Source organism: Shewanella sp. SM101, assembly GCF_025654465.1.
GTDB lineage: Bacteria > Pseudomonadota > Gammaproteobacteria > Enterobacterales > Shewanellaceae > Shewanella > Shewanella oncorhynchi.
Genome location: NZ_JAKKRH010000041.1, coordinates 21,680 through 40,167, shown reverse-complemented (window position 1 = coordinate 40,167; position 18,488 = coordinate 21,680). Strand labels below are relative to the sequence as shown.

The 18,488-nt window shown below is 46.7% G+C and carries 13 protein-coding genes and 1 pseudogene; 6 read left to right on the top strand and 8 right to left on the bottom strand.

Going from position 1 to position 18,488, the window contains the following annotated elements:
• Both L5M38_RS18915 and rsd read right to left on the bottom strand, forming a co-directional pair.
• The coding region (locus L5M38_RS18915; protein WP_263176856.1) for a helix-turn-helix domain-containing protein at positions 1–186 on the bottom strand (186 nt) is incomplete at its 3' end.
• Between the two features lie 370 nt (positions 187–556).
• Complete coding sequence (gene rsd / locus L5M38_RS18910; RefSeq protein WP_113941703.1) at positions 557–1,036, bottom strand: sigma D regulator; 480 nt, start codon at positions 1,034–1,036, stop codon at positions 557–559.
• A gap of 457 nt (positions 1,037–1,493) precedes the next feature.
• Between rsd and hemE the strand changes: the two genes are divergently transcribed.
• The 4 genes and pseudogenes from hemE to L5M38_RS18895 all read left to right on the top strand — a co-directional run bounded on the left by hemE (position 1,494) and on the right by L5M38_RS18895 (position 6,518).
• Positions 1,494–2,558: a uroporphyrinogen decarboxylase gene (gene hemE / locus L5M38_RS18905; RefSeq protein WP_006079904.1), complete on the top strand. Its 1,065-nt coding sequence runs from the start codon at positions 1,494–1,496 to the stop codon at positions 2,556–2,558.
• 437 nt (positions 2,559–2,995) lie between these two features.
• Entirely contained in the window at positions 2,996–3,559 is a 564-nt protein-coding gene (locus L5M38_RS24615; protein ID WP_411569314.1) for a hypothetical protein, read from the top strand.
• A 133-nt stretch (positions 3,560–3,692) separates the two neighbouring features.
• A pseudogene (locus L5M38_RS18900) lies at positions 3,693–5,639 on the top strand (putative bifunctional diguanylate cyclase/phosphodiesterase); the annotation flags it as partial.
• A gap of 75 nt (positions 5,640–5,714) precedes the next feature.
• Entirely contained in the window at positions 5,715–6,518 is an 804-nt protein-coding gene (locus tag L5M38_RS18895) for an SDR family oxidoreductase (protein WP_113941707.1), read from the top strand.
• 18 nt (positions 6,519–6,536) lie between these two features.
• Here L5M38_RS18895 and L5M38_RS18890 read toward each other — a convergent pair whose 3' ends face one another.
• From L5M38_RS18890 to purH, 4 genes are all read right to left on the bottom strand, one after another.
• Positions 6,537–6,764, bottom strand: a complete 228-nt coding sequence (locus L5M38_RS18890; protein WP_105250390.1) for a hypothetical protein — start codon at positions 6,762–6,764, stop codon at positions 6,537–6,539.
• A 173-nt stretch (positions 6,765–6,937) separates the two neighbouring features.
• The gene (locus L5M38_RS18885) at positions 6,938–10,174 is read right to left on the bottom strand and encodes an ImpA family metalloprotease (protein WP_263180002.1); all 3,237 of its coding nucleotides are present in this window, start codon (positions 10,172–10,174) and stop codon (positions 6,938–6,940) included.
• A gap of 178 nt (positions 10,175–10,352) precedes the next feature.
• Positions 10,353–11,651: a phosphoribosylamine--glycine ligase gene (gene purD, locus L5M38_RS18880; RefSeq protein ID WP_219234797.1), complete on the bottom strand. Its 1,299-nt coding sequence runs from the start codon at positions 11,649–11,651 to the stop codon at positions 10,353–10,355.
• A 70-nt stretch (positions 11,652–11,721) separates the two neighbouring features.
• Complete coding sequence (gene purH, locus L5M38_RS18875; protein WP_263180000.1) at positions 11,722–13,320, bottom strand: bifunctional phosphoribosylaminoimidazolecarboxamide formyltransferase/IMP cyclohydrolase; 1,599 nt, start codon at positions 13,318–13,320, stop codon at positions 11,722–11,724.
• A gap of 352 nt (positions 13,321–13,672) precedes the next feature.
• Here purH and zntR point away from each other — a divergent pair, with 352 nt between their 5' ends.
• Positions 13,673–14,173: a Zn(2+)-responsive transcriptional regulator gene (gene zntR, locus L5M38_RS18870; RefSeq protein WP_263179999.1), complete on the top strand. Its 501-nt coding sequence runs from the start codon at positions 13,673–13,675 to the stop codon at positions 14,171–14,173.
• A 2-nt stretch (positions 14,174–14,175) separates the two neighbouring features.
• Positions 14,176–15,654, top strand: a complete 1,479-nt coding sequence (locus tag L5M38_RS18865; protein WP_263179998.1) for an SO_0444 family Cu/Zn efflux transporter — start codon at positions 14,176–14,178, stop codon at positions 15,652–15,654.
• 163 nt (positions 15,655–15,817) lie between these two features.
• On the opposite strand, the gene L5M38_RS18860 is transcribed toward L5M38_RS18865, so the two are convergent.
• Both L5M38_RS18860 and L5M38_RS18855 read right to left on the bottom strand, forming a co-directional pair.
• Positions 15,818–16,519: a pseudouridine synthase gene (locus L5M38_RS18860; RefSeq protein WP_263179996.1), complete on the bottom strand. Its 702-nt coding sequence runs from the start codon at positions 16,517–16,519 to the stop codon at positions 15,818–15,820.
• Positions 16,520–16,780: 261 nt separating this feature from the next.
• The gene (locus L5M38_RS18855) at positions 16,781–17,947 is read right to left on the bottom strand and encodes an MFS transporter (RefSeq protein ID WP_263179994.1); all 1,167 of its coding nucleotides are present in this window, start codon (positions 17,945–17,947) and stop codon (positions 16,781–16,783) included.
• Between the last annotated feature and the right edge of the window lie 541 nt (positions 17,948–18,488).

Genomic DNA, 18,488 nt, shown 5'->3' with positions numbered 1-18,488 from the left:
GCCAGTCAGCCCATGGGTTAAATAGGCGGTGACCCAGCGATTGACACTGGTTCTACTGACCTTAAGCATGCTTGCGATGGCGGTACGAGAATGACCTTCAGTGAAATGGAGTAAGGCAAGATAGCGCATACGTTTGCGTGCACTTTTCTCCGATTTTACTAAGGCTGCGATGTGGGGATGATTCATATTTTGTATGATTAAAAACTGATGACCAATTAGATCACATAATTAATATAATTGGTATAATTAGCAAAATATATCCATTCCCGAAAGCCCAACTGAGTCATCCTCTGTAGCTCCTCAATGCATTTAGGCTATCGAGCATTACATAACAATATCGCCATACCTATTGAAACAACGATTTGCCAATGTGTGCTGCCTCGGCCATTACTACGTCTGCTCTATCGGATTCAATTTGATTCAAACGGTTGCTGTCTGATGGCCCTAGGACGTGTTCCTGTAGTCGCCCAAAGCCATGCTACTTCATTTTCAAAACGATTGAGGGAAAGGATAGATAAGCGCACAGATGCAGCAAGGTGCGCTTAGGAAGGGGGGGCTACTGGTTGTGCTCAGAATGTTTGCGATGGAGAACTTCAAGTAGTTCATCTTCGAGTTCGAAGCGTGTTTCCATGTTATGGGCGAGCTCAGATAGGTCTTTATCGAGTTGATATAATACGAAATCGTCTTGTGTTTCCGCATATTTATCGTTGAAATCTAATGCTGCATTCGTGGTTGGCGTGATTTTGGGCAATACTTGTTGCGCGAGCGTTTTGCTTGATTCGCCATATTCACTGCAGGCATTAACGACTTTATCATAGACCTCGAAATGTCCTTCGGAGACATAGTCAACTAATAAGTCACAGAAAGATTTAACATGTTCGAACGAGGGAAGTGATTTTTCTGATTTACTGTAAGGAGGAAGCCCAGCAATTTGGCAGTAATGCACTAACAGTTTTCGACGGTTTTTTAGCCATTGATCAATAAGCTTATTTGAACCGCCCCACTTCTGTTCTGCTTTTTCGAGTTCTCTCAGCATGATGCATTCCATTTAAGTGCCAGCACATAACTCTAATGTAGGGACAAGTTGCTAATCGATCAACTCTTTTCATGCGAATTTGCGAGAATGACGAAATGGACAAACCAGCTGTTTCGTATCGAAAAATGCAAATAAAAAGCCCAACGATAGAAACCTATCGTTGGGCGAGTAAAGTTTATAGCAGGCTCGATGCGACGAGCTTCTTGATTGTTCTTGCTAGCGCAGACTTTTTATACCAAAGGCGGGGAACCGGCGCAACTTTTTTCTGTCTGAGTGTGACTTCGTTACGAATAAATGAGCAGTATGTTAGCTGGGTAACATTTTCCGGTTTATGCGGTCAAATCGACGCCAATGATGGGGAATAGCTCACATAAATTTGCACATAAAGGTTACATTATTCGCGTAAATGCTAAACTACCGACCCAGCGGATCTCAATAAGACTAGGAACCAAGCCCAATGGCAGAATTAAAGAATGATCGTTATTTACGCGCCCTACTAAAAGAGCCTGTCGATGTGACCCCTGTGTGGATGATGCGTCAAGCTGGCCGTTATCTTCCTGAATATAAAGCCACTCGCGCTCAAGCGGGTGACTTCATGTCTTTGTGTAAAAATCATGAGCTTGCCTGTGAAGTCACGCTGCAACCTTTACGTCGTTATGATCTTGATGCGGCGATTTTGTTTTCCGATATCCTAACTGTACCCGATGCTATGGGTTTAGGTTTGTATTTTGAGGCGGGTGAAGGCCCACGTTTCGAGCGCCCAACAGACACTATCGATGCGATCAAAAAGCTCTCAATTCCTGATCCAGAAGATGAGCTGGGTTATGTGATGAAAGCCGTTAGCACTATTCGCCGTGAACTTAATGGCGCAGTGCCGTTAATTGGCTTTTCTGGTTCACCTTGGACCTTAGCGACTTACATGGTTGAAGGTGGTTCGAGCAAAACCTTCGAAAAAATTAAGAAGATGGCTTACGCTGAGCCAATGGCATTACACATGCTGTTAGATAAATTAGCCGATTCAGTGATCTTATACCTGAATGCTCAAGTTGCTAACGGTGCGCAATCTTTGATGATATTTGACTCATGGGGCGGTGCGTTATCGCATTCTGCTTACCGTGAGTTCTCTTTGCGTTATATGCAGAAGATTATTGATGGTCTGACACGCTTTGCCGATGGCCGTAAAGTGCCTGTGACTCTGTTCACTAAAGGCGGTGGTTTGTGGCTAGAAGCGATGGCAGAAACTGGCTGTGATGCACTAGGTTTGGATTGGACGGTAGACATTGCCGATGCCCGTCGTCGTGTAGGCCATAAGGTTGCATTGCAAGGCAACATGGACCCATCCATGTTGTATGCGCCAATTCCACGTATCGAAGAGGAAGTTGGTCATATTCTAGCGGGTTATGGTGAAGGTACTGGCCATGTATTTAACCTAGGCCATGGTATTCATCAGCATGTCGATCCAGAACATGCTGGCGCCTTTATCAAGGCGGTTCATGCACAATCAAAGCAATACCATAAGTAATTTTTGGTTTGCGAAACAGGCCCGCTTGCGGGCCTGTTTTATATCCGACATTTGAATTTGATAGCGTTGGAGCTTCTGGCGAAGATATCTTTATGGATTAGCGTATGCGGTGGTTTCTATCGTCTGCGAGCTTAATGAGTCTTACTTTTAAACAACGACTTAAATACCCTATATTCACATACTGATTATGTGTGAATTATCTTGATAAAAAAGTAAAATTTATAATCGTTTAATTTATAAATTTTAATTTAAATCAAAGGTATAAAATTGATTTAATTGCATGAAAATGTCTACTTTAGCAACGACTAAAGCGAAGTGATGTTTAATACTATTCGCAAATAAGATATGTTGCATGGCGCAGTGAAGGATTATGTAAGGCCGTCAATCAATTTAGTCATAACAAGCCGTGGTAAGAGATGCACATTGGCAAGAAAATAATGGTATTTATTGCGGGCTTTTGTCTCCCTGCGGTGGTAATTGTCTCCTATTGTCTTGGTTATTGGTACGACCATCGCGTCGAGCTATTACGTCAAGATAGTGCTAACCGTGAGCTTGCCAATATCCAGCAGCAGTTTCAAATTGATGTCGATCGCTTAACCTTTCTCACTAATATTTATGCCTTACCTTTGTCTCAATTAGATGAAGACCAACTTAAAAAGCTTGAATCCTCGTGGCGCGATAGCTCAATGTCAGCCAATCTGAGTTGGTATATTCTACGGCAGGGTGAATTGCACCCTTTTTTCCCCAATGAACGTCCCTTTGAGAATGATAAGTTACGAGAAATCGCCAGTGCTATTGTCAGTGCCGATAAGCCCAGTGTTGCTGGCGCTTATTTGATGGGCAAGTATGCTTATGTCGTTACTTCCGTGGCTTCTGCGCCCAATGAATCTGTGCTGCTGGTACGCCAACTGACTGATAAAGACTTACTGGAATATGCTCAGGCCTTATTGGTGACTAAGGTGAGCATGAGTCATTCTCGCGACGTTACGCCAACAGACTGATAAAGACTTACTGGAATATGCTCAGGCCTTATTGGTGACTAAGGTGAGCATGAGTCATTCTCGCGACGTTACGCCAACAGTTGATGGTGTGCACAGTGACGCGATTAACATTCCAAGCCTGCTAAAAGATAAGCCTGTCTACCTGCAAGTACTGTTTTCCGATGGTCCCTTTAGGGAGGTTAAATTTCAACTCGATTGGGTATCGCTTGGATTTATTCTCTTTGGTGTGTTTATTGTTGGTCTTGGTTATATTTGGCTGCGTTCGGGCTTACTCAAACCCTTTAAAAATCTGATGCATCAATTGGCGCTGGTCGATCCTATGTCCAGTGTCTATCAACCCGTTACAAGCGAGGGTAATGAAGAATTAGAAGTGCTCGCCAGCCGTGTTAATAGCTTGCTGGCAAGAATTTATCAGCAAAAAGAACGTGCGAAAATCACCTTAGAATCCATTGCTGAAGCGGTGATTTTGACCGATGTCGATGCCAACGTGATTTATATGAATCCGCGGGCCGAGTTGCTTCTCGATGTTGCTAGTTGCTATGCCATAGGTCAGAGCCTTGCGAGTCTGTTAAAGGCTGGGGAGCAGTTGAATCAGGCGGTTTTTACCTACATTCGTCTCGAAGAATCAGCGCCGCAGGTCGAGAAAATCAAGCTATTAACTGCTTCGCCTCGGATTATGGAGCGCAGTATTAGCAATCTGCGCAATCACGATAAAGAAATTGTTGGTACTGTCGTGGTATTGCGGGATATCACTCAAGAAGAGTTGCTTAAACACCAGCTACAAAAAAGGGCAAATTTCGATAGCATTACAGGGCTGCTAAACCGTCAGGCATTTGATGAGCAGTTACCCCAATTTGCCGCCTCAGCTAAAACCATCGCCGTTTGTTACCTCGATTTGGAGCAATTCAAGTTGATTAACGACAGCTGTGGCCATACTGCAGGCGATCGTATGCTTGCTATGGTGGCCAAGGCAATGCAGGCTTGTCTTGGGTCACAGGAGCTATTGGCGCGCCTTGGTGGCGATGAGTTTGGGTTAGTGATTTGTAATCGCAGTGCCTTATCTGTGGCGCAATTACTGAAGCAAATGATCGCGCAAGTCTCCATGCAAGTGTTGAACGATAAAAACTGTAATTATAAAGTTGGTCTCAGCATAGGTGTCGCTTTTGGTCGTGCGCCCTATATTGATGCGCAAGAATTATTGAAAGACGCGGACATTGCCTGCATTGCCGCTAAAGCTAAGGGGGCTAATCAAATTCATTTTTACGATGATAAAGATAAAGAACTCACCTACCAAAGAAATGCGCCTAAGTGGGCGGTACGTATCGCGCAAGCGATTGAAGAAAACGAGTTGATCCTGTATTACCAACCGATCCGCGGACTAGGCAGTGGTCCGCAGCGACAACGAATGGAAATTCTGTTACGAATTCAAGAGCCCTGTGGCCGCATTTTGGCGCCTGCGCAGTTTATAGCCGCCGCAGAACGTTTTAAGTTGATGCCTGATATCGATAAAGAAGTCATCCGCAAAGCTTTTTTATGGTTGTCTTTGAACCCCGTGCTTTGGCCTGATCATTGTATTTCGATCAACCTTTCGGGCAATAGTTTAGGTGCCGAAGGTATGGTGGAATATATCGCCCAGCAGCAACACATTTTTGATATTCCAAGCCAATGTATTTGTTTTGAAATTACTGAAACCACCGCGATCCAAAATCGCAATCGTGGTATGGAAATGTTGAAGCAGTTACGTAAACTCGGTTTTTCATTTGCACTGGATGATTTTGGCAGTGGTTTTGCCTCTTATGGTTATCTGCGTGAGCTGCCGGTGGATTATGTCAAAATCGACGGCTGTTTTATTAAGAACCTCGCCGTGAATGCTAAAGACTACGCCATCGTTAAATCGATTCAGGATGTTTGTCGGGTTATGGGAATCGAGACTGTTGCTGAATTTGTTGAGAATCAGGATATTATTGACAGGTTGTTGAGTATAGGCATTAACTATGCGCAAGGTTATGCGATAGGGCGCCCGCAACCCTTAGCTAATTATCGTGAGCAATACGAGATGAGGCTTGCACAACGCGCGTGAAGGATTGCGCTTTTAGCGTGATTATGCCAATTTAGCAAAAGGCGTAATTAACATAGCGATAACAAAGGAATGACTATGGATGGACTCACAGGCAAGGTCGTGATCATCACGGGTGCCTCAGAAGGTATTGGTCGGGCGCTCGCAGTGGCAATGGCGCGAATGGGCTGCCAACTGGTGCTCAGTGCGCGTAATGAAACACGTCTCGCCTCACTCGCTTTAGAAATCGCTAATTATGGTCCGCCTCCTTTTGTATTTGCCGCCGATGTCTCCAGCCCAGAACAGTGTGAAGCCTTAGTTGAAGCTGCAGTTGCGCATTATGGCCATCTCGATATTTTGATTAACAATGCTGGCATGACTATGTGGTCACGTTTTGATGAACTGACTCAGCTCTCGGTGCTTGAAGACATAATGCGGGTGAATTATCTTGGTCCTGCGTATTTAACCCATGCCGCGTTACCGCACTTGAAAGCCAGTAAAGGCCAAGTGGTGGTTGTGGCGTCAGTCGCTGGATTAACGGGCGTTCCTACTCGCAGCGGTTATGCCGCTTCTAAACATGCTGTGATTGGCTTTTTCGATTCTTTGCGGATTGAATTAGTGGATGACAATGTGGCCGTAACTGTCATTTGCCCCGATTTTGTGGTGTCACAAATTCACAAACGCGCCCTTGATGGTGCAGGTAATCCTTTAGGCAAGTCACCGATGCAAGAAGCTAAGATACTGACTGCTGAGCAATGCGCTAATATGATGTTGCCAGTGATTGCAACTCGAGGCCGTCAACTGATTACTTCACTTCGCGGTCGTTTGGGGCGTTGGCTTAAGCTGATCGCGCCAGGCTTAATCGACAAAATTGCCCGCAGGGCGATCGCCTCCGGGCACTAAAGTCTTTGCCACTACAAGCTATTTGCCACTCTTATTGAGATGCTTAATGATGGATTGTTCAGCTTCACTTTGAGTCGCTTTGTCCCCATCGATATCGATAGTCACAGTCGCGTTATGGCCCGTCATATCCTCTGCAATATGAAACCAATCTGGATGCCAGTAAAAGCTGGCTCCTTCTAGGGTTTGCCAGTTATGCACGCCTGATTTTTCACCTTGATAAATAAGATCTTTTATCGAATAACCCATATATTTACCCCATTAATTTCATGATTGTTAAAAATATAAGAAGCTAGATGGTGCACGTCATCTGAACCTAGGTATGTGCTTTACATCACATTTTCAGGCAAACATAAACCCCGCCAGAGCGAGGTTTATGAATAGAGTTAGTATCTTAGCGAGATTAAGATTTATTAGTGCAATTAAGGTTTAGCACACTGGGTTGGCGAACCCATGCCTTTCCACAGGGTTTTACCATCAGTGAGTGACAGGGGCACAAAGGTTAAACCTTGGCTCATATTGGCAGGTGGCAAGTCGGTTTCTAACTCATACATGCCCATGGGGATAGCCCCTGATGTGGCATTGGCGGCTGTTTGCGCGGCCGCAAGGCTTGAGTAGTGCAGGCCTAACATATCGAAATGGCTGCGCCAATCTTTGCCTGTGAGTTTACTCAAAGACACCAGCATAAAGTCGTTGCCCGGAATATCTTTCACCGTTTTGCCACCGTAGACACTATTGCCTTCAAACGAAAATTGGCTAAAGCCCAGTTTGCTACGATTCGCTTCCCAATCACTGGCGTTATTCGCATATTTACCGAAAATACGACTGTGTTGATACAGCAAGTTAAAGAGATTAAAGCCATTGTTCAGAGTGGTGCCGTCACTGAGAGTCATGCCGTGAGCCTTAAGCGCCATTTGGATGTAAAACGCCATGCGATAACCGTTATGCACAGCATAAGCATTGCTGGCCCAAGGCGCAGTGTATCTGTCTTCACCAGCATCGAGCACCTTACAATTGGCGCCAAACACTACGCGTTTACCACTGGTGTTTGTTGTACCTGCGGCATCGGACATAAACACATAAAAGAGATCCTTGTGGTTCATGTGACCATCGGTCACTGTGCCTGTATTGCCGTCGCGCAGATAATGGGTTTTCCACTTCACCACATAGGGGAAGATATTGTTGGAGTTTTCCCCTGCGCGGCTGCCATAACCTGCCCAGTTTTCATGATCACTTGCCGCAGCATATTGCACATTGAGACGGTTAGTTTGCAGATTGTGGCCTAACTCATGGTTATCACCCCAACCCGTTGGGTCGATATTCCATGCTGCGTCCCAAGGATTACCGCTACAACCTCCACCGCACTGGGCATTTTGGTCATAATTCGCGTGTTGAATGATAGTGCGGGTATGCAGACTATTATCGATACAGTCGTCGCCAAACAGTCCTTTGCAAGCCGCTAGCACATCGGCGGGTAAGGATTCACTTAAGCTCTTGCCTTGGCTCTTAAGTCCCGCAAGGGTGTAAACTCTGTTGATATGGTCATCGACAATACTTTTGAGTAGCGCGTTTACATCGGGCACATCCCCGCCGATGGCGTTTAAAAAGCGGTCGCGACGCAGATGCTGCTCGGCACCATCGGTACGCAAGTCCACATGGGGTAATTCGGTATTTTGGATGCGATCGTTAAAGGCTGCTATTTCTGCAGGGTTTGAAAAATCCATAATGGTCGGATGTTTAGCCACATGCTCAGCGTTGACTTCGACACTTAACGCGCCGCCATCAGTACTCGAAGTATCACCACTGATATACAGATAAATCGGCCCGCCGTAGGGGGAAGAAAATTCAAGACTTTGTCCTTGAGCTAAGCGCAGGCGTTGCTGCGCCAACTCCAATGGGCCGCGGTAGATTTTCTGCTCATAGGCACGGTTAGTATTGCGTCTGTGGTAGTTGAGTTTGATCTCCACATTCGCAGCGCTGCTATCGAGACGAGTCAGCTTAATGGTTTGTCCTGGCAGTGCATACCAGCCAGTGGTCGTCCATTGGCCTGCATAGGGCACGCTAATGGTTTTACGTTCAGTGACAGTCGCAGGATAAGCGTAGTGCGCATTGCTGCCCTTGCTGAGGTTAGCTCTGTCGGTAACATATTCACCTAAATCTGGCTGGGCTAAGTTATGGCTACGGGCATAGCTGACGGTCCAATCGGCAAACAGGGCCTGCTGCCACTGGGCGTATTCGCTGTAGGCTATGGGGTAGTCAATCTCGCTGCGATACTTATCGGCGAGCAGCAGTCCGGCCTTCATCAAGGGGAAGTCTGTTTTGGTAAACACATCGATAGCATGGGTATCTAAGGTTTCAGCATTGGCTCGATACCAATCGGCACCCGCCTTGAATGAGTCAACAAAGGCGGCAGCATTACAGCTCAAGTAATTACCGCCGCAGTCGTTGAGTACTGAGGTGTCGAAGCGGTCTTCGTTAAGCTTACCGAGCAAATTATTCACCTTGGCCAGGGCGGTGTCTTCGACCAAAATGTCGGTCACACTGAGGTTATTGGCATTGAGTTTTGACCAGTAATTGCCAGAGGTAGAAAGCCCCATCTCAAGGTAAAGTGGCGACAGTATTGGGCTTTCATTACGCCAGTAGTTAGAGAGCAACAAGGGAATTCTTGCCGCTTTGGCCTTAGCGATCGCGGCTTTTATGCCTGCAAAACCCAAGGACTGACGGTCTATGTCACTAATGATAATCAGATCCGGTTTCAGTGTGTTGATACAGTTGCTTAACTCGCTGTAGTCACAGGTATTTGCTGTATTAATGCTATGGGCTGCGGGGTAGTTGTTTGTGAGCCAAGTGCGGATCCCTTCATTATGGGGAAAGTACCAACTGTCAGCCTTGCTCGGCATTTGGGCGGTCACTATGCTGATGCCGTCGGTTTTATCGGCACCTTTGGTCAGCCAGCCTAAAAGATTTTTCAATAAAGTATCGGTTTGAGCCGAAGTGTTGACGGAAAACAGATTCCCCGCCATGGCCGCATATCTTTGCCCCTGTTGCTCGCCCGCCATCACTAACCCACGAACGGCGCTTGCCCCACTGCCATCGACATTTGATGGTAAGACAGTAAAAGTGTTCTCCGGCATAAAGCTCGAAAAGGTAATTGAGTCATGGGTTGGATGCCAAGAGATGCTGCTACCGACACCTTGATATAGCTGATTTATCTGGGCTTTACGTTTGATGTCGATATTAGCGAGTTCGGCGATGCTGAAATCAATTAACTCACTCGCACTGGCAAGCCTGTGGTCTTGGTGCTTAATGGCATTTTCGGCATTACTGATGAATGTCGGCGTGATAGTGCAATCGGCCGTCATGGCCGCAGTGGTGTAAGTCAGCACATTGAGCGTGCCACCACAGCCAGTAATGCCCTCAAGCGTAAAGCCGGTATCGGCAGTAACGCTAAAAATAGCGCTTTTGCCAGACTCCACTTTTTGGCTGCTTGGACTCAGTGCGCCACCTATTACCGATAGGCTGTTGGCGGTGTATTGTACCAGCGCGGGAGGTTGGACTGGCGGCTGAGTGGGTGGTGGTGTCGTGCCAGCATCTTCTGAGCCGCCACCGCATCCGCTAAGCTGTATGGCAATGGAGGCATAAAGTAGTCTAATCCTCATGGGGAGTCCTTGATCTTTGTGTATTTAACATTTGGTTGACATTGTATCTTGTCGCCCCTGTTTTCAATAGAATTAATTGCATAAATTTATTGAAAATCATGACGTTATATTTGGCACTTGTCAAAAAGCAGGCACAAAAAAACCGGCTTCTTGCCGGTTTTTTTAATAGAGATATTAATTAATCTTGCTGTTCACGTGCGATCGCGCGATAACCAATATCGGTACGGAAATACACATCATCCCAGTGGATTTCATCAACCAATTTATAGGCGGCTTTTTGCGCTTCGGTGACTGTGTTACCCAATGCCGTCGCACACAATACGCGACCGCCGTTGGTAACGACGTGGCCGTTTTTCATCTCAGTGCCCGCATGGAAAACTTTACCGTCGTTATCGCCAAGGCTGAGACCGTCAATCACATCAAATTTGCGATACTCATCTGGGTAACCGCCAGCGGCTAATACTACGCCCACGGCTGCGCGCTCGTCGTATTCAGCTGTCACTTTATCTAACTCGCCACGGGTGGCGGCTAAACACAGTTCCACTAAGTCAGACTTTAAACGCATCATGATGGGCTGAGTTTCTGGATCGCCAAAGCGGCAGTTGTACTCGAGCACTTTGGCACTGCCATCGGGTGATATCATCAAGCCAGCATACAAAAAGCCTGTGTAGATATTGCCTTCTGCCGCCATGCCATCAACCGTTGGGCGAATCACGTTTGCCACGGTCCAATCGTGTACCGCTTGGGTCACCACAGGCGCTGGCGAGTAAGCACCCATGCCGCCCGTGTTTGGACCATAGTCGCCGTTATCACGAGCTTTATGATCTTGGCTGGTCGCCATTGGCAGAATGTTTTTACCATCGACCATCACGATAAAGCTAGCTTCTTCGCCCTTGAGAAACTCTTCAATCACTACGCGCGAACCCGCTTCGCCAAATTTGTTACCGGCGAGCATGTCATCAATTGCGGCATCGGCTTCAGCTTGGTCTTGCGCGATAATCACGCCTTTACCTGCGGCTAAACCGTCAGCTTTGATGACCACTGGATAACCTGTTGTGGCCGTTAATTCACGCACGAAAGCTTTGGCATCGCTGATTTCAGTGCAGTTTTTATAACCCGCCGTAGGAATATTGTGGCGGGCTAAAAAGTCTTTAGTGAAGGCTTTTGAACCTTCGAGTTGGGCTGCGGCTTTAGTTGGGCCAAAAATCGCTAAACCTGCGGCGTTGAAGGCATCGACGACACCGATAACGAGTGGTGCTTCTGGGCCGACTATGGTCAGTTCAATCTTATTAGTTTTCGCAAAATCGAGCAGAGCAGGGATGTCGGTGGCGCTGATCGCCAGATTTTCAACATTAGGTTCTAGGGCTGTGCCCGCATTACCGGGTGCTACGTAAACGGTATCAACTTGAGCCGATTGAGCGGCTTTCCAAGCTAGGGCATGTTCGCGGCCGCCGCCACCAATGATTAACACTTTCATGGTTAAAACTCCCACACATCGCAAAGGAAAAGGCCCTAATCGCTAGGGCCAAGTTTGATTTAAGTTGTTATCAATGACGGAAGTGGCGCATGCCTATCATCACCATGGCCATGCCGTGCTCGTCTGCTGCTGCGATGATTTCAGCATCGCGCATTGAGCCGCCCGGTTGGATGATGCAGCTAATGCCCGCAGCCGCTGCGGCATCAATACCGTCACGGAAGGGGAAGAAAGCATCGGATGCCATTACAGAGTTCACTACTTCTAAGCCTTCATCGGCGGCCTTGATGCCAGCGATTTTAGCGCTGTAAACGCGGCTCATTTGGCCAGCGCCGACACCGATAGTCATGCCGTCTTTGGCATAAACGATAGCGTTAGATTTAACGAATTTCGCCACTTTCCAGCAGAACATTAAGTCTTTCAGTTCGCTTGCAGTTGGTTGACGTTTAGAGACCACTTTGATGTCTTCTAAACCAACCATGCCTTGGTCGCGATCTTGCACTAGTAAGCCGCCGTTAACACGTTTGTAGTCTAAGGTTTGGGTCTTAGTGTTCCACTGACCACATTCCAATAAACGCACGTTGGTCTTTTTCGCAACCACATCGCGCGCCGCTTGGCTGACGCTTGGGGCGATAATCACTTCAACGAATTGACGCTCAACGATAGCGCTTGCGGTGGCAGCATCTAATTCGCCGTTGAAGGCGATAATGCCACCGAAGGCTGAGGTTGGGTCAGTTTGATAAGCGCGGTTATAGGCATCGAGTAAGTCTTTACCTAAGGCCACACCACAAGGGTTAGCGTGTTTAACGATAACACAGGCGGGTTCCAAGAATTCTTTTACGCACTCAAGGGCGGCGTCGGTATCGGCAATATTGTTGTAAGACAAGGCTTTGCCTTGCAACTGAATCGCGGTAGCCACAGAAGCTTCATCAATTTTAGTGTCAACATAGAAAGCCGCTGCTTGATGGCTGTTTTCGCCATAGCGTAAGTCTTGTTTCTTCACTAATTGGGTGTTGAACGTGCGTGGGAACTTAGAATCAGCAAAGCATTCGTCCGTGCTGTGTGCAGGAACCATAGTACCGAAGTAGTTGGCGATCATGCCATCGTAACCCGCAGTGTGCTCAAAGGCCGCAATCGCTAAGTCGAAACGCGTCGCATGGGTCGTGCTGCCATTGTTAGCCGTCATTTCTGCCAGTACGCGTGAGTAATCGGCCGCATTAACGACTATGGTGACGTCTTTGTGGTTTTTTGCCGCTGCGCGCACCATAGTGGGGCCGCCAATATCGATATTTTCGATAGCGTCTTCTAAGGTACAACCGGCTTTAGCCACAGTTTCAGCGAAGGGATAAAGGTTAACCGCAACTAGATCGATGGCATTGATATTGTTATCGGCCATCACGCTTTCATCAAGACCGCGGCGCGCTAAAATGCCGCCGTGCACTTTAGGGTGCAGCGTCTTAACGCGACCGTCCATGATCTCAGGGTGTCCTGTGTAATCAGATACTTCGATAACAGGCACGCCATTATCTGCTAACAAGCGAGCGGTGCCGCCAGTTGATAACAATTCTACACCTTGGGCGTGAAGTGCTTTGGCGAACTCGAGAATTCCGGTTTTATCTGAAACGCTTAACAGCGCGCGACGAATGGGTCTGGCATTATTTGCAGCAGTCATTTGGGTACAGGGTCCAGTTATTTTAGTTTCAAGGATCTTTCGGAAAACAGAACAGCCTTAACGCTGTACTGCTTTCCAAAAGTCCCTTGGTCCTATTTTTACTTTATTAGCTAACTTTTTATCCCTTCGTCACAGCGCGCGTATTCTACCGTAAAACTCGATTTACGGGTGTTTTTTCTGCGTGATTTCACAATATTCATTTCAGAACAAAGCGGCATTGCCGTGTTGGCTTTCAGTAAAGTTAAAATTACCTCTTGACCTTGGAGTAGGCTCCAAGGTTTATACTTGCACTATTGAGTTGTATGCTGGAAATGATCCCTGAGTTGTGGGCTATTTCGCAAAGGATGAAGACATGTATCGTATTGGTGAATTGGCGGATTTATGTGAGGTGAAAGCCGACACGTTAAGATTCTACGAGAAGCACGGCCTACTCGCGCCTTCGAGCCGTACTGAGTCTGGCTATCGAGTATATACCGAGGCCGATGCTGCGCGATTACGCTTTATTTTACGGGCGAAAGCTGTGGGTTTTACCCTCAATGAAATCAGTGAATTGCTGTCAATTGAACTCGATAAATCTAACCGAGTCTGTGCCGATGTAAAAGGCATGGTTGATTGTAAATTGGCTCAAGTACAGGCCAAAATTTCTGAGCTGAATCATTTTCAAGCGAGTTTACAAAGCTTGTCTGATGCTTGCTGTGGTGGGCCACGTAGCGCCGAACATTGCTCTATTTTAGAGGCGTTGGAGTCCAGCACTGAGCGGGTACGCGTTGAGCATCACTCTCATAATGTAAATCAGTACCAAGCGCACCAGAATCATCACGGCAAAGCCATTTATGAAGAGTCAGGGAATTAATTATGTTACTGAAGAATTTTATTGATCTGTTTTTAGACTCGGCGCCTTGGTTGTTACTGGGCCTGATTTTAGCTGGGCTATTAAAAGTATTCGTGCCAATGGCGTGGATGCAAAAGCAGCTCGGTGGTCACGGTTTTAAAACCGTAGTGAAAGCGGCGCTGCTTGGCGCACCTTTACCTTTGTGTTCTTGTGGCGTTATTCCCGCAGCAGTTGGGCTGCGCCGTTCTGGTGCCTCTAAAGCAGCAACGACTTCCTTTTTAGTGTCGACGCCAGAAACGGGCGTCGATTCAATCGCTGTTTCCTACGTGTTACTCGGCCCCTTTATGGCGATCGTCAGACCGATAGCAGCGATTACCAGTGCGATTGTGGCGGGCTTACTCGTTGGCCGTGATGATGACGATGGCAAGTCAGTGGTTAAGGTAGAAACTCAATCAGATAAGCCATTAGAGGGTGAGGCGTCTTGCTGCGCCTCAAAATCAGTGGCTCAGCCAGAGATGGTAAAAGCCGAAGCGGTTAAAAGCTGCTGCTCATCGACTACGCCTGCGATAACGCCCGTAAAGTCTTCCTGCTGTGGTAATGACAATGTTGATGCACCTGCAGCCGAGCCAAAGCCGAAGATCAAAATGACGCCTATGGCAGGTTCTTCAAGTGTTATGGCTGTTGGCGGTCAAACCATGGGATCTGCTCAAACTATGGGTTCTGTGGTCAAGGTTAACGCTGCTAAAGCAGAAAGCGTGGGGTCATGTTGTGGCAGTCAAACCACAGAGCCTGAAAAAATAGTGGTGGTGAAAAAAGGCGCTTGCTGTGGTGGCAGTGCTAAGGATGCTGAGCAGGTTAGTGCTAACACTGCAGGCGATAGCTGCTGTGCGTCTACTCAAGATATGGCGACTGAGTTTAAGTCGCAATCGGTACTCAGTCGTATCGGAATTGGCCTTAAATATGCGGCAACGGATTTAGTGCGTGATACTACGCTGTGGCTGCTAGTGGGCTTATTTTTCGCAGCTCTGGTACAAACCTATGTGCCGGCTGACTTTTTAGCTAAATGGGGCGATGGCATTCTGGCTATGCTAGTGATGGTGCTCGTTTCTGTGCCTATGTATATTTGCGCGACCGCATCTACACCGATTGCCGCTGGATTATTACTGGCGGGTGTGTCACCGGGTGCTGTACTCGTGTTTATGATGGCAGGTCCGGCAACCAATATCGCGACTTTAGGCATAGTGGCTAAAGAGCTAGGTAAACGTGCGCTGTGGGGCTATCTTGGCGGTGTGATTGGCGTGGCCTTAGTGGCCGGTATGTTGGTCAATTATCTGGTTAATACCTTTGGTTTTGTGGTGATGCCACAAATTGGTGAAGAGCACCAAATGTTACCTCAATGGTTAGTGGCAACCTCTGGCATATTGCTGGCATTACTCATGGCAAAAGTGGTTTTTGAGAAGATCCCAAGAAGCTGGGTTCGCCGCAACGATTGCTGTTCTTAGTCGATTCATATTCCGCTAAGCAGTATCAAACACATAAACATCCCAGTGTTGTTGCTAACACTGGGATTTTTTATGGGATTGATTTGCAAACCTATCAGTATTTGTTTGCTTTTTTAACGTCGATAAACGTAGGCGGCCTGTCGGCTTCAGCCTTGTTAATTGATTAGGATGGGAAGGAGCTTATCTCCGCCAAGGTTAAGTTGCGCCATTTCCCTACATCGATATTTAAGGCCACTGCGCCAATTTGCGCCCTGTGTAGGGCAACCACTTTATTGCCCACGGCGGCAAACATCCTTTTGACTTGATGAAACTTGCCTTCGGTGAGCGTGAGTAGCACGGTTTTTTCATCCACTTGCTGCAGTGTTGCTGGCAGAGTGAGGGCGGTTTCGCCCTGTAGATTTAGCCCTGCGGCAAACTTTGCAGCTATGGCTGCAGTCGCTTCGCTGTTGAGTGGATCTCGCAGTTGGACACGATAGATTTTTTCGCACTGATATTGAGGCGAGATAATATTAAACGACCAGCGGCCATCGTCAGTCAGTAGGACTAAGCCTGTGGTATCAGCATCTAGGCGGCCAACGATGTGCAGGTCAAATGCGCGATCGAGATCGAGCAGATGAAATAGCGAAGGGTAGGCTCCATCCACATTTGAGCACAAGGTATTAGCAGGTTTGTGCAACATGATATAGCGAGATGGGCGTGGCGCTAGCGGCTTTCCATTAAGGCTGACAGTATTATTTTCATGCACTTGCATTGCGCAGTCTGTCACGATAGCGCCATTGACTGTGATTGAGCCGCTAAGAATGGCGACACTTGCGGCTTTGCGATCAAGATCTGTGCTTTTACAGAGGAATTTATCGAGGCGCATAGTGAAATCTCAGGAAAAGCAGTCAGCACAGGTGTTTAAGTAAGCTGCATTATCGCGACTTAGGGAGGATAAGCAACTGCCCTGTCTGAATGTTAAAACTGAGCGTACTGATTTTTAACGTTATGACCTTTGTGGATCATTTTGCTGTTCGTTTTGTATTGATTTGACTGCAGATGTTTTCTATTTGAGCCACTCGATGAGCATATCGTTCATTAAGTGGCTGATTATTGAGTCGCAGTGCAATGTATTTTATGGGACTTGTTAAGGCGAGGAAAAACTTGGCTTAGTGTTAATAAGTAATTGAGCAAAAATGTAAATACTGCTCAGAATACAACATATGCCTAAATACATGAGTAAGCCGAACTCCGTTTGGCCAAAACAGCTGGCAACTAATGGGCCTATTACTGACCCCACCGAATAGCTCAGTAGCATCACTTGAGTCGCTGAAACAATTTGGCTAGCAGGCAAGTCGTCACAAGCTAAGCTGATTGCAATCGGGTAAAGGGCAAAAGCGCTGGCGCCAAGCAAGAGAAATCCAATAATCAGCGTCATATTTGAATGCTGAGTGAGCAGTAATAATGCTGCGAGACCCAGTAGGCAAAAGCTTACTATCAAGCCACTTTTGTTAACTCGAGGAGATAAATAACTGACTAAAGGTTGTACCAGCATGCCACCCACTATGATGAGGGCCATAAATTGTCCTGTTTGCTGATCAAGCCCCATATCCAGTGCCACATAGATGGGAAGTAAACCATAGATAGGGCCAAGCAATAATCCAGAGACTAAACATCCCATAATGGCAGGCTGACTTAGGTTTTTTAGCGCAGACAATGACATTGATTGTTGTTCGCTTACCTGAGGTTGACCGCGTTTTACCAGTAGCGCGGGTAAACTTGCCGCGGCTAATAATCCCATGATCACTAGGTAAGGTAGATTGCCCTTTGTACCTAAATAATCAATGGCTAATTGTCCTAAGGCAGTGCCTCCATAAAGCGCTGTCATATAAAGTCCAAGCCGCTTAGCGCGTTGCTTTTGGGTATCGGCCATTAATAGCCATGATTCAACAACCACAAAAATCCCTGCAACCGCAAATCCCGCTATAAGTCGAGAGGCTAACCAGACTCCACTTTTGGGGATTAATATCATAGCGACAACACTGCAAAGAAGGATATTCAAAAAAAGGATAAAGGCTTTACTGTGGCCGATACGGGCAACAACAGGAGCAATACAAGGCGCCCCCAGTAATAAACCTAAATAAAAAATACTGGCCAGTAATGGAGCAAGTGAGGTGCTGAGTTCGAAAAAAGTGAGCGACAGTGGGATTAAGCTCATTAAGTAGCCTGATGCCAAAGCAAACAAACTTAACCCTGCTACGGGGACGAAAAGGCTGGGCTTTTGAGCCGACTGAGTTAAGGCAATTTTTTCCACGGCGGTTCCGAAAACAGACAAATATTATACGCTAGGCGGGGTTGCGGTCGCGACTTTAGGCTGGATCGCTGACAGGGTAAAGTGAGTTAGATTGACTGTGGTGGTGAATAATATTTGTGTTTACTATTCATGTAGATATTGGGTTTTCTATGTTGCTTTGTTGCAATACGTTTGTGTTGGTCGCTTGCTGTTCACTGCGTCGCAGTTTTAGTGCATATTCAACGATACCTAGATTCAATTTAGCGCTACACACATTCAATTTTGTGCCAAATTTCGGGAATAATACCTAATCCTACCAATGATCAGAAGGTATGATTAGTTAGTTGATTATCACCTTGGTAGAAAGTGTGGCGTGATCTATATCTCAGTTTTAAACATTAATTAAATTACAACGTGGGCAAGGTTTTGTTCGATCTTTATCCGTTTGAAATTTTAAAACAAAGGTGTCGATCAGAATTTGGTGATTATTGTCGCTAATCGGCCGTTTGTGCGTGCTAGCTCAGCAATAAATGTTGTTGCCAAGTGATAAAATTACAAAATA

What these genes read in the sequence shown, in the direction of transcription:
- rsd (WP_113941703.1), bottom strand. Translation starts at nt 1,036, where the DNA reads ATGCTGAGAGAACTCGAAAAAGCAGAACAGAAGTGGGGCGGTTCAAAT.
- hemE (WP_006079904.1), top strand. Translation starts at nt 1,494, where the DNA reads ATGGCAGAATTAAAGAATGATCGTTATTTACGCGCCCTACTAAAAGAG.
- L5M38_RS24615 (WP_411569314.1), top strand. Translation starts at nt 2,996, where the DNA reads ATGGTATTTATTGCGGGCTTTTGTCTCCCTGCGGTGGTAATTGTCTCC.
- L5M38_RS18895 (WP_113941707.1), top strand. Translation starts at nt 5,715, where the DNA reads ATGGATGGACTCACAGGCAAGGTCGTGATCATCACGGGTGCCTCAGAA.
- L5M38_RS18890 (WP_105250390.1), bottom strand. Translation starts at nt 6,764, where the DNA reads ATGGGTTATTCGATAAAAGATCTTATTTATCAAGGTGAAAAATCAGGC.
- L5M38_RS18885 (WP_263180002.1), bottom strand. Translation starts at nt 10,174, where the DNA reads ATGAGGATTAGACTACTTTATGCCTCCATTGCCATACAGCTTAGCGGA.
- purD (WP_219234797.1), bottom strand. Translation starts at nt 11,651, where the DNA reads ATGAAAGTGTTAATCATTGGTGGCGGCGGCCGCGAACATGCCCTAGCT.
- purH (WP_263180000.1), bottom strand. Translation starts at nt 13,320, where the DNA reads ATGACTGCTGCAAATAATGCCAGACCCATTCGTCGCGCGCTGTTAAGC.
- zntR (WP_263179999.1), top strand. Translation starts at nt 13,673, where the DNA reads ATGTATCGTATTGGTGAATTGGCGGATTTATGTGAGGTGAAAGCCGAC.
- L5M38_RS18865 (WP_263179998.1), top strand. Translation starts at nt 14,176, where the DNA reads ATGTTACTGAAGAATTTTATTGATCTGTTTTTAGACTCGGCGCCTTGG.
- L5M38_RS18860 (WP_263179996.1), bottom strand. Translation starts at nt 16,519, where the DNA reads ATGCGCCTCGATAAATTCCTCTGTAAAAGCACAGATCTTGATCGCAAA.